This is a genomic window from Burkholderia orbicola (genome assembly GCF_900100915.1).
Taxonomy (GTDB): domain Bacteria; phylum Pseudomonadota; class Gammaproteobacteria; order Burkholderiales; family Burkholderiaceae; genus Burkholderia; species Burkholderia orbicola.
In genome coordinates this window covers 1,127,402-1,138,562 of sequence record NZ_FNKW01000002.1, presented here as the reverse complement: position 1 = coordinate 1,138,562, position 11,161 = coordinate 1,127,402, and the positions used below count along the sequence as shown (strand labels likewise).

Sequence of the window (11,161 nt, the reverse complement as noted above, 5' to 3'; positions counted from 1 at the left end):
GGTCGCGCTTGAACTGGCTACGTTGGTGCGTAGCTGTTTGGGTTGCGGTGTTATTTTATGATGATAAATAATATCAATGAAGATTAAAAAATTTGAAGCTACCAAGGTTCATGGAACATTGAATATAAATGTTTCATTTAACGATCAGCTAACGTTACTTGTTGGTATTAATGGAAGTGGGAAAACTACGGTTTTGAATATGGTCAGCTGGTTGATATCGTTAAGATTTGGGGATTTGATATCAATTGCATTTGAGTCTATATATCTTTCTTTTTCAATTGAAAATAAAGATTTTTTATTGACTGTTGGGCGGACCCAGGACCGTCTTGTATTGTCTCTTGTTGGGGATGAAAATTTGGCGATTCCAATAGTCGTTGCGCTTCGTCATCCTGAAATTGAGGCACAAGGGACCGAGTCTTATACCCGTGCTCTCAATCATGGGCTTACTCCTGATGAAGATGAGCGGCCGTTGTGGGATTTTTTGAAGCAGCTTCCTCGAATTACAAACATCACGCTAGAGCGAGTAATGGCTATCGATGATGGCGAGTCGAAGTATCGGACTCCTTGGAAAATGGAGCGAGAAAAAGAAACTCCAATGGAGCGCGTTAATGAGATTATTCGCGACATTGTTTCTGATATGCGAATAAGGATTCAGCATATTGATACGCAATTGACTCGAGATCTTCTCGTTTCCTCATTTATGCCGCGCAATAATTTGCTGCAAGGTGATTTTGTGGAGGATATGGGGGAATTTGCGAAAAATATATACTCTATTGAGCGTGATTTGAATTCCGCCTTGGGGGATGCTCAAAATAATGAGGGGTTGGCGCTCTATTTTCAGGAATTGAGAGGTGCTTGGGATAGGTTTGAGAAAATACCTGAGCATGAGCTGAAAAATGATTTCGTTTATTGGAAGCGTGAAATGACTCGTTTGAGGGCCGTTTCTCAGGCGTTTGATCGCGCGAAAGAGAAGCGGGGCCGTGTTTCGAATAAATGGGATAAATATATCGAGACGCTCAACGATTTGTTCGAAGATAGTGGAAAGAAGGTAAATCTCGGGAAAAAGAGTTCTCAGCTGACGTTTTCGTTTCTCAATGAAACGTCCCATGCTGTGGGAAATAAAATCGTGCGAGTTCCGCAAAGGAACTTGGATAAGCTTTCGTCCGGAGAAAGGCAGTTACTCATTCTTTTAACCTATGTCGCGTTTCCTCAAAAAGGATCTAAAACAATTATTATTGATGAGCCTGAACTGTCATTGCATATTAGGTGGCAGGAGAGATTTTTAAATGCGCTTATTGCTCTTGCTGATAAGGATTTGCAGATTGTGATTGCAACACATTCGCCGGCGATTGTCGGTAGAAATAAGAAAGACTGTGTTGTGATGCCGCGTCTTTATGCTGGAGTGGATGATGTTGAATGATGTTCCGGCATATAGCGAAGATGCACTCGCGGCGATTGACGTTTTTCTTTTCGAATTTAACGACTGTCTTTTTTATGTGGAAGATGTGGGGCAAGAAAATCTTTACTTAAGTATACTTGGAAAGATTATGCCTGACGTTAAAATTGATAACATATTTCCGTTGGGTGGAAAGGAAAATGTTTTGACTCATTGTCGAGAAAATCCGGCAAGTAGGAGGCCTGCATTCTATATTTTGGATATGGATTATGATGATTTACTTGGGGAGGTTGTTGAGGATGAGAGGATAATTTACTTGAAGAGATATTCGATTGAAAATTATTTCATTGAATTTGACGCAATTTTAAATCTAATTATTTCAGAATATCCTAAGAGGCATATAAATGATGTCAGGGAGAATTTGAGGTTCGATGATTTCTATAGAAAAACACTGAATGATATTAGATCTCTTGTTCGGGCGTTTATCTTGACTCAGTTGCATAAAGTCGGGGCAAAGGGGTGTGGGTTGGCAATTGAGAGATTTGTCGGTTGTAGTCGTTATATAATTGATGCAAATAAAGTTGCGCTGTACGAAGCGGGGTTGTTTTTAACCCTGAAGACTAGTGGTGTGTACTCGGATATTGATGAGATGCGTCGTGCCGGCGATCGACATATATCGTTTGATCTTGAGGATGTTGGTCGTCGGGCATGTGGAAAGCATTTGCTGGCGTTGCTTGCACATTGGTTGTCGGACGTATGGGGTGTTAAAAATATCACAAGTGATTCGTTTTGCTATAGGCTTGCAAGTGCGTGTGGGTTTGAGTCTCTTTTGTTTATTTCTGAGCACGTCAAGCGAGTCATGAGAGGAACGGCTGTTGCGGCGTAGTTTTTGGGTTTTTAAGGTGCGAAGTGGCATTAATTTTGCACGGAGTGAGATTTTTAGCCTACTCTATTGAGTCAATATAGTCATGTGAAAATTGGTCAAAAAAATACCTGGATTGAGTCTGATGTGAATGAATTGGATGGGGTCCGTCAGGAATTTCATGTTTAAGGCATAACATGCTCTCAAGGAGACTTTCTGTCTTGCAAACCGAAAGCCCAGCCGGTGGACCTGCCTGCGTTTCTGGCCGAACTGCTTGAGCAGTTCGGCAACGATCCGATGGCAGCAGAGGCCATCCACGGCGCGACGTTGGCGCTCAAGAAGGCGCTGATCGAGCGAGCTCTGGGCGGCTAGATGAGTCATCATCTCGACTGCCCTGCCTGCTCATCGTATTGCTATGCGGAAGGGCTTTCACTTGCACCTAGTACTAGTGGTGCCCGAGAAGTTGGTGTGGCGTGGGCCGCGGGTTGGGCCGCTTGCTTACGCGTAGCGGCGGCCTTTCCCATAGGTTTTTGTTTTCTGGTTTTAAGAAAATCGGAATCTATCGCGATTTTCGAGAGGGCTACGCGAAATCCCAATGCACGAAGATTTAAAATTGCATTTTTCAATGAAACTTTTGAGAAAAATGGAAGGTCGCCGGGGAGATTTTTGGTTGTTGCAATTGCGTATATGATGCGATAGTTGTTTGCGTTTGGAATTTCCGATGCGTCGCGTAGTTTGATTGATGTGGGTAGCGTGCTATTGAGTTTAATTCGAAAATCTCGATGCTTGATAAAGGTTTCTGCTGATACGCTTCCTTGGGCGAATAAATGACTCAGGGTCGCGGAGCTTCGATAGACTTTCACATGAATTAAATCATGGCCGTCGCGAATAAGATCGCAGAACTCGATCTTGTCGTAGGGTCCGCCGACGAAAATATTCTGACGGTCCAGTAATTCATATCCGCTGTTCGGTTGCGCACAGCTAATGTTGTATTGTCCCTCGTCATCATGCGCATAGGTTGGCATCGTGATAGTGTCGATTTCGACGTCCTTGAGCTCTCTGTTTACTCGGTCGACGAAATCGTCGCGAACTACGTGCCAGACACCATTTCGAAGGATATATATTTTTCCTTTGTCCGAGATCTCTGCATAGAGGCATCGATAGGCTGACCAGTGTTTGATGGGATGATAGTTGGTGTCATTTACGTAAATGTGTTGAGCATGAAAAGATTCGCTCGTGGGCGTAATGTTTTTTCGAGCCATGTAGTCAAGCAGTTGCTCAAGCTGCAGGGTGGGATGGATAGATGTTCTCTCGCGCTTATCAAACGAATAACCAGTTTGTGCTTCCCAATCTACAATTTCGGGTTCGCCAAGCCAAATATTGGTGCCAGGTGAATTCGCAGCAAGCAGATCATTCAATAGCAGGTCCAAGAGTTCTATGTCGTTGGTGTCACGTACGCGGTTAACATCGTCTACCCACGCAAAACGCTCAGGAGATTTTTGGTTGTAGCGATTAAGTGCCTCCCCTAAAATTTTTGGTAGATCGGTAAGTATTGCCTCCGGCATGATAGTTAACGCATCACGCCCCGTTACGTGGTCACCAAAAAGCGGCTCGCTAGACGCCCCTGTGAGCGCGTAAACCATGTCATTTTCAGTATCGATTCGCAGATCGAAAATGTCGGCGTCTTTGGGGCTTTGGCTGCGTGTGTTCAATGGATTCGCTTCATAACTCGCTTTGTCGAGACTTCGGAGTTTTTCCGGATCGACAGAATTGAGTGTTACTCGTAGTCCGAAATCCCGTTCGACGAGCTCAAGGTCGATTAGGTGATATCCCATGCCAAATGAAAGGGCAAAGGCTGCATCGGCTATTCGAATAATTAAAACGGCTCCTTCGGATCGATTTCCGAGGAAATAATTATCTGGCGCGTCTTGATCGGAGAATAGAAAGCTCACCCAATCAGGAATTTTGGGTCTCGAATCCTTGACGTGCAGTGTGGCCTCGCTTGAGTTGATCGAGATTTTTATCGGTGTCTTTGTATGCTCGATTTTGATTAATTGCTCATCAAGTAGCTTTGCATCTTTTATTAGATAGATGCTGAGTCGCTCTTTGCGCTGATGTGATTTCATCGTTAGCCCCACAAGTTTTCTACTTGTTAGCACGGCGATGCCTGTTTCCCCGGGCTCGCTGAGGAGACAACGATGCATCTAAACACTAGGAGTCGTCAATGAGGATATGTGAGGGAGAGTGGTAGAAAACTTGATCGCTCGAAGAACGCCATGAAGATGTACATGGGTCGTAAGTGAGACTGAGACCAAGATGCAGCAGAGCTTATGTGATTCGCTCGCAAAAAAATGCCAAGTGATTGCTCGTAGATCCAAGCCCGCGACCAGCGTAGCCCTATACCTAACGGCCAATTTCCCTCATTTCCCCATTTCTGAGATGCCAGCCCGACTACACTGGTCATGAAGCCTTGCTTCTCGCCATCGGAAGTTTGAACGCAGTCCCCTCCGCCCCGATGGTCGAAAGAAAGCCGTCTTGCCCAACAAGCCCAGCGAAGGAGGGGAGAAAGAAGGGGAAACCCAAGGCATCAAAGAAGCGCGGGCCGCATGGGCGGCAACCCATACGACCCGCTGACCACCACCAACTCAACACAGGAGTTGAAAATGGCTGACGCCAATACTAAGCCACGTCGTAGAAAGAACAAACCCGTCAACATGCAAAAGACGTTTGAGCTGGTCCTTCGCAACTACCCGGACCTTCCCAAGCGAGGTTGGCCGTACCTGCCGTGGATGCAGGCGATAGACATTGATTTCAAGATCTTCGGATTCAAGCCGGGCGATCGCATATACCTGAACACCAACTACGTGACCCGGCAGATCACGATCACGCCGGACTACGGCCAGTTGGCGCTGCGAGAGCAGCCGTACCACGATCCTGATTGGGTACCGCCGCCGCTGTAACGCTTGCATGAGCTGCTTGATGCGGCTCTAGCGAGTGGAGTGCAGGCGTTTTCCGAATGCGATTGACCGCCGGGGCGACACCGCCCCGGCCATGGCCGCTAACGCCGCGATTCCCACCTCCAGCGACCTTCAACAACTGTCACGACCACAAGGCCCGTGAGGCAGCATCGCGCCTGCGGAAATAGCCGACTGGCTTCACACATCACCGCCCGCTGGCACCCCGCTTCACAACCGCCCCCCGCTGCAACACATACTCGACCCGCGCGCCTTCATCGGCCACGACGCCAATATCCTCAAACGGATTCCCATCCAGCACGACGAGATCGGCGATCGCCCCCACCGCAACGACCCCAAGCTCCCCGGTCATATTCACAATCTCCGCCGCCACCGTCGTCGCCGACCTAAGCGCTTCCAAATTCCCAAGCACCTCCGCCCGAATCCGAAACTCCCCAGACTGAAACGCATGCATCTCGCCGAGCAGATCCGACCCGAACCCCATCTTCACGCCGGCCTTTGCATAGATCTCAAGCGACTCGCGTCCTTTCTGCTGCACGGAGGCCACCTTCGCGATGGAGTCCGCCGGCATCCCAAACTCCGCCCCATGTTTAGCCAACGCGTCATAAGTCACCAGCGTCGGCACCACAAACGCCCCTCGCTCCTGCATGAGCGTCGCCGCCGCTTCATCCACCAGATTCCCATGCTCGATCGTCCGCACGCCGCATCTCACAGCCCGCGCAATTGCCCGCCCCGTATACGCATGCGCCATCACATAAGTATTCGCGGCCTCGGCCTCATCAACAATCGCCCGAATCTCGTCCTCCGAATACTGCGTGTTAGCGATCGGATCGGTCGGCGAAGCCACGCCGCCTGACGCCATGATCTTGATCTGCGTCGCGCCTTTCTGAATCTCCTCACGCACGGCGAGCCGCACGCCTTCGACGCCATCGACGACCCGCGCAATCGCCCCCGTCCTGAAACAGCAGGAGCAGGGCTCCAGCACATCGCCGCGCGGGCGGAAATCCCCATGCCCGCCGGTCTGCGACAACGCTTTCCCCGACGGAAAAATCCGCGGCCCCGGAATCAACCCCGTCTCAACAGCCTGCATCAAACTCCAATCCGCGCCCCCCGCATCCCGCACACTGGTAAACCCACGCGACAACATCGCATCGAGAATCGGCAGCGACCGAATCGCCGCGAGAATATTCGGCTGCGTCGCATTCGCGCCGAGGTTCGCATTCGACGCCAGCACATGCACGTGGCAATCGATGAACCCCGGCATTACGGTCTTGCCGCGCACGTCGATCACCTGCGCATTCGGCAAATCCACCGGCCGATCGGTGACTTCGACGATCCGCTCGCCTTCGATCACGACATGATGATGTTCGAGCAACACGCCTCGTTCGAGGTCGAGCACGTTGCCGCCTTGAAGCACGGTAATGGTCATGGAAGAAATATCCTTATCGAGTCGTTGCGGCCGCAAGCTTCGCATCCTTCACGAAGCGCGTGCCGACGAAACTGACGGCCGCCGCGAGCATCACGTAGAACGCGGGCGCCATGTTGCTGCCGGTGCGGGCGATGAGCCACGTGATCAGGAACGGCGCGAACCCGCCGAAGATCGTCACCGCGAAGTTGTACGCAACCGATAACCCGGTCGACAGCACCTTGGTCGGAAACAGCTCCGCGAACGCCGCGAGGATCGGCCCCGTATAGGTCGCGATCAGCACGCCGAACACGGCCTGGAACACGATCAGCGACGCGAAGCCGGGCGCATGGTTGATCCACGAGAACATCGGCCACGCGAGCACAAGGATCGCGAGCGCCGAGCCGGACAGGAACACGCGCCGTCCCCACGCGTCGGCGAGTCGGCCGACGATCGGCGAGCAGCACATGATCATCAGCCCGCCGACCATGCCGGCCGTGAAGCCGGTCGATTGCGGTAGATGCAGCGTGCGCACGGAATAGGTCGGCATGTAGAACAGCAGCACGTAGGTGCAGACGGTCCACAGGATGACCATCGAGAAACTCGCGAACGTCTCGCGCGGGTAGGTGTGCAGCACTTCCTTCAGCGGCGAGCTTTCCTTCGCCTGCGATTCGACGGCGCTGAACGCGGGCGTCTCGTCGATATGGCTGCGAATGAAGTAACCGACCGGCCCGACGATGATCCCGAGCAGGAACGGCAGCCGCCAGCCCCAGCTATGGAGCGCCTGCGTGTCGAGCGACGTCGTGACGAACGTGCCGGTCGCCGCACCGAGCAGCACCGCGAAGCCGATGCTCGACTGGATCCAGCTCGAGTAATACGCGCGCTTCTCCGGCGGCGCGTATTCGGTGAGGAACGCGGTGGCGCCGCCCATCTCGCCGCCGGCCGAGAAGCCTTGCAGCAGCCGCGCGACGACGATCATCAGCGGCGCGGCGATGCCGGCCTGTTCGTATGTCGGCGCGATGCCGATCAGCGCGGTGCCGGCCGCCATCAGCAGGATCGTGAGCGAGAGCGCGGCCTTGCGTCCGACCTTGTCGGCATAGACGCCCAGCACGATGCCGCCCACCGGCCGCATGAAGAAGCCCACGCCGAACGTCGCGACGGTGAGCAGCACGGACGTCAGTTCGTTGCCGGTCGGGAAGAACAGCTTCGCGATGATCACCGCGAAGAAGCTGTAGACGGTGAAGTCGAACCATTCGAGGCCGTTGCCGATCACGGTCGCGACAATGGCGCGGCGGCGCTGTTGCACCGCCGCATCGACGGAAGGCGCGGCGCGCGGGGAAAGCGTTCCTTGCATGGTCTCTTCCTTTGTCAGAAGTCCGGAGACGGGACGGCTGCCCCGCGTGAATCCCATGCTAAGGACAGCCGGATTTTTTTCTGAAACGAAAGATTCGCATGCCTGCATGCGCTGCACGCATGCGTCGCGCGCGGGGCAGTCAGGCCCCGGTTTGCTGCTCTGCCTGTTCGAACAGCCAGCGGGTGAACAGGCGGGCGGCCTGGTTCTGCGCGCGGTCGTTCGGCGAGATCACGTAATAGCCGCCGCCGTGGCTCGCGGACGCTTCCGTCACGCGCACGAGCAGCCCGGCTTCGATGCAGGCGTCGATCATGTAGCGCCAGCCGAGCGACACGCCTTGACCGAGTATCGTCATCTGCACGATTTGTGGATAGGAGTTGATCGTGATGTCCTGCGGCTGCGCCTTCTGCCGGTCGACGTCGTTCATGTCGAACCATTCGGACCACGACATCCATTGGCGCTGGCCGTCTTCGAGGCGCAGCAGCGTTTCGTTCGCGAGATCGGCCGCATCGAGCGTGCGGCCGGCGAGATAGCCGGGCGCGCAGACGGGGAACACTTCCTCGTCGAACAGCCGGCGTGCGGTGTATTCGGCCGGCGCCTGCTGGCGCACGTAGTAGACGCCGACGTCGAATTCCGCGGGCGACATCGACGCAAGGCCATCGCGCACGATCAGGCGCAGCTTGATGTTGGGATACGCGGCGCGAAAACTCGGTAGCCGCGGCGTGAGCCACAGCACCGCGACGCCGGACGAGCACGCGATCGTCAGTTCGAGATCGCCGTACGGTTTCATCACGTCGTGCGTGGCTTCCGCGCATTGCGTGAGCAGATGGTGGACTTGTGCCGCATATTGTTCGCCAGCGATCGTCAGCCGCAGCGAACGGTGTTCGCGCACGAACAGCGAGCGGCCGAGGAATTCTTCGAGTTGCTGGATCTGGCGGCTGATCGCGCTTTGGGTCAGGTGCAGTTCGGCGGCGGCTTTCGTGAAACTCGCGTGCCGCACGGCGGCTTCGAACGCGACGAGGCACTGCAGGGGCGGGAGAGGCGTGATGCGCATGGCGGGGAGGGGATCAGAGAGGGCGCTGCCTCCATGATACGGGCGGACCCGGCGAAAATCGCACGCCGTGAAGGGTGCTGTGGGTTCGCCTCCATTCATGCGAAGATTGCGCGAAACAGCACCGACACGTACCCGAGAACGACGTGACCCTATCAAACCCTGAGAGCAAAGTGAAAGCTGCCCACCCGCCGTGGATGTCCGTCGCGCTGGCCGAACTCGGCATCCGCCGCCACCCGCCCGGCAGCATCAATCCGCGTATCGTCGAATACAACAACCAGACGAACCTGGTCGGCTACGACGACAAGATTTCCTGGTGTTCGTCGTTCGTGAACTGGTGCATGGCGCATGCCGGATTCCGCGGCACCGGCTCCGCGCTCGCGCGCTCGTGGCTGGAATGGGGCAAACCGCTGGAGCGGCCGGTCTACGGCTGCATCGCGATCCTGACGCGCGACGATCCGACGAGCTGGAAAGGGCATGTCGGTTTCTACCTGCGCCACGATGCCGAACACGTTCACCTGTTTGGCGGCAACCAGCTGGAAGAGGTTCGGGAACTTGCGTATCCGTTGACCGAAGTGATCGGCTACCGCTGGCCGATGCCGGCCGACCACGGCGCCGAGCTTGCCTAACGGTGCAGGCCGTTGACGCGGCCTGCATCCGTATCGGGCATCGGCTTCAATTCTTCGCCACAGCCTCCACGTCCGGCCCCCCCGCCGCGTCATTCCTGCTCCACCCACCCCCAAGCGACCGATACAACGCCACCGCCGCCAGCGCATGCTCCCGCTTGACCTGATTGAGCGAATCCGAATCCCGCAGATAAACCTCCTGCGCCGACAGCACGTCCAGAAAATCCGTCGCGCCGCCCTTATAAAGCTGATTCGCCAGCCCAAGCGCTTTATCGGAAGCCGCCAATGCGCTACCCAGCCTTCGCGTCGCCTCATCGGAACTGACGAGATTCGCGCGCGCATCCTCGACTTCCCGCAGCGCTTGCAGCATCGTCTGCCGTAACCCGAGTTCCGACTCGCGCATCCGGCTTTCGCTCTGCGAGATATCGGCGGTAATCCGTCCCGCGTTGAAGATCGGGCTCGTCGCACTCAGTGCCGCGCTGAACAGGTTATCGGTCAACGTCGGCAACCCGAGATAGGAAGCCGCCAGAATCCCGTCCGTCAGGTTCAACGAAAACTTCGGATACCGCTCGGCCTTTGCCACGCCGACTTGCGCCGCACGCCGCTCAACTTGAGCGTAGGCAGTCAGCACATCGGGCCGCCGCAACAACGCCTGCGAAGGCAACGTTCCCGGCGCGCCAACCGGCGGCGCGGGAATCTCCCCGGCCTGCGCCAGCACGAGCCGATCGACCGATTCCGGCGTGCGCCCCGAATACACGGCAATCAGATTCAGTTGATGCGAAATCTGCGCCTGCGTCGGCGGAATCCGCGCTTCGAGCGCATCGAGCTGGTTCTGCGCGCGCGTCACGTCGAGTTCCGTCGACAGCCCGAACGCCTGCCGCTTGCGCGTGAGTTCGAGCGCATGCTGGCGGATCTTCGCGTTGTCCTGCAGGATCTTCAGTTCCTGCTGCGCCCAGCGCAGATCGACATACGCGGATGCCGCATCGGCCGCGAGCGCGAGGCGCATCGCATCTTCCGCATGCTTCTGCCCGACCAGCTCCGCTTGAGCGGCCAGCAAATCGAGCCGTTCACCACCGAACACGTCAGGTGACCAGCTCAGCGCAAGCCCCGCACCAGCCTGCCGCACATAACCGAGCGGCGGCGGCGTGTTCTGCCGCGCGTCGGCCGCGTGTGCAGTCGCGTCGAGTTCAGGGAGCAGCACCGCGCGCTTCTGCACGGTCAGCGCCTGCGCCTGCTTCACGCGTTCCGCGGCGGCCTGCAGATCGAGGTTGCCGTCGAGCACGGTCGCGATCAGCCGGTCGAGCACGGGGTCGTGGAATTGCGCCCACCAGACGGCGGCGTCGATGTCCGCGCGCGGCACGTCGGTGTCCCACGCGGTGGGCGCGAGCGTCTGGACGGAGTCGTTCAGCGCCGGATGCTGCGCGGGCTGCACTGCACACCCGGCGGCGAATGCGCTGACGGCCAGCGCGACGAGTAGTTTCTTCATGATGATGAT

Annotated in this window: 9 protein-coding genes and 1 pseudogene; 5 read left to right on the top strand and 5 right to left on the bottom strand. The window is 55.7% G+C overall.

Annotation, left to right across the window (positions count from 1 at the left end):
- Positions 1 to 76: 76 nt before the first annotated feature.
- The 3 genes and pseudogenes from BLS50_RS21995 to BLS50_RS35495 all read left to right on the top strand — a co-directional run.
- Positions 77 to 1,420, top strand: a complete 1,344-nt coding sequence (locus BLS50_RS21995; protein WP_080486906.1) for an AAA family ATPase — start codon at positions 77 to 79, stop codon at positions 1,418 to 1,420.
- Positions 1,410 to 2,282 carry a DUF4435 domain-containing protein gene (locus BLS50_RS21990; RefSeq protein WP_176934274.1) on the top strand — a complete coding sequence of 291 codons (873 nt, stop codon included), beginning with the start codon at positions 1,410 to 1,412 and terminating at the stop codon, positions 2,280 to 2,282. The genes BLS50_RS21995 and BLS50_RS21990 overlap by 11 nt, the downstream gene beginning before the upstream one ends.
- 192 nt (positions 2,283 to 2,474) lie before the next feature.
- Positions 2,475 to 2,627 (top strand): annotated as a pseudogene (locus BLS50_RS35495) (IS256 family transposase); the annotation flags it as partial.
- A gap of 44 nt (positions 2,628 to 2,671) precedes the next feature.
- On the opposite strand, the gene BLS50_RS21985 reads toward BLS50_RS35495, so the two are convergent.
- A complete protein-coding gene (locus BLS50_RS21985; RefSeq protein ID WP_074804056.1) occupies positions 2,672 to 4,384 on the bottom strand; it encodes a TIGR04141 family sporadically distributed protein in 1,713 nt (570 codons plus the stop codon).
- A 480-nt stretch (positions 4,385 to 4,864) separates the two neighbouring features.
- Here BLS50_RS21985 and BLS50_RS21980 point away from each other — a divergent pair, with 480 nt between their 5' ends.
- A complete protein-coding gene (locus BLS50_RS21980) occupies positions 4,865 to 5,218 on the top strand; it encodes a hypothetical protein (RefSeq protein ID WP_256334107.1) in 354 nt (117 codons plus the stop codon).
- Between the two features lie 202 nt (positions 5,219 to 5,420).
- Here BLS50_RS21980 and BLS50_RS21975 read toward each other — a convergent pair whose 3' ends face one another.
- The 3 genes from BLS50_RS21975 to BLS50_RS21965 form a co-directional block, all read right to left on the bottom strand.
- A complete protein-coding gene (locus BLS50_RS21975; RefSeq protein WP_074804054.1) occupies positions 5,421 to 6,662 on the bottom strand; it encodes a metal-dependent hydrolase family protein in 1,242 nt (413 codons plus the stop codon).
- 13 nt (positions 6,663 to 6,675) lie between these two features.
- Entirely contained in the window at positions 6,676 to 7,992 is a 1,317-nt protein-coding gene (locus tag BLS50_RS21970; protein ID WP_011548265.1) for an MFS transporter, read from the bottom strand.
- Between the two features lie 139 nt (positions 7,993 to 8,131).
- Positions 8,132 to 9,043 (bottom strand): LysR substrate-binding domain-containing protein, encoded by a 912-nt coding sequence (locus BLS50_RS21965; protein ID WP_074804052.1) that lies wholly within the window; start codon positions 9,041 to 9,043, stop codon positions 8,132 to 8,134.
- Between the two features lie 194 nt (positions 9,044 to 9,237).
- Between BLS50_RS21965 and BLS50_RS21960 the strand changes: the two genes are divergently transcribed.
- Entirely contained in the window at positions 9,238 to 9,669 is a 432-nt protein-coding gene (locus BLS50_RS21960; protein ID WP_176934331.1) for a TIGR02594 family protein, read from the top strand.
- Between the two features lie 46 nt (positions 9,670 to 9,715).
- Here BLS50_RS21960 and BLS50_RS21955 read toward each other — a convergent pair whose 3' ends face one another.
- Complete coding sequence (locus tag BLS50_RS21955) at positions 9,716 to 11,152, bottom strand: efflux transporter outer membrane subunit (RefSeq protein ID WP_074804048.1); 1,437 nt, start codon at positions 11,150 to 11,152, stop codon at positions 9,716 to 9,718.
- Positions 11,153 to 11,161: the final 9 nt, after the last annotated feature.

Bases quoted from the DNA above. Each gene is read 5' to 3' on its own strand.
- BLS50_RS21995 (WP_080486906.1), top strand. From the start codon at position 77: ATGAAGATTAAAAAATTTGAAGCTACCAAGGTTCATGGAACATTGAAT.
- BLS50_RS21990 (WP_176934274.1), top strand. From the start codon at position 1,410: ATGTTGAATGATGTTCCGGCATATAGCGAAGATGCACTCGCGGCGATT.
- BLS50_RS21985 (WP_074804056.1), bottom strand. From the start codon at position 4,384: ATGAAATCACATCAGCGCAAAGAGCGACTCAGCATCTATCTAATAAAA.
- BLS50_RS21980 (WP_256334107.1), top strand. From the start codon at position 4,865: ATGGGCGGCAACCCATACGACCCGCTGACCACCACCAACTCAACACAG.
- BLS50_RS21975 (WP_074804054.1), bottom strand. From the start codon at position 6,662: ATGACCATTACCGTGCTTCAAGGCGGCAACGTGCTCGACCTCGAACGA.
- BLS50_RS21970 (WP_011548265.1), bottom strand. From the start codon at position 7,992: ATGCAAGGAACGCTTTCCCCGCGCGCCGCGCCTTCCGTCGATGCGGCG.
- BLS50_RS21965 (WP_074804052.1), bottom strand. From the start codon at position 9,043: ATGCGCATCACGCCTCTCCCGCCCCTGCAGTGCCTCGTCGCGTTCGAA.
- BLS50_RS21960 (WP_176934331.1), top strand. From the start codon at position 9,238: ATGTCCGTCGCGCTGGCCGAACTCGGCATCCGCCGCCACCCGCCCGGC.
- BLS50_RS21955 (WP_074804048.1), bottom strand. From the start codon at position 11,152: ATGAAGAAACTACTCGTCGCGCTGGCCGTCAGCGCATTCGCCGCCGGG.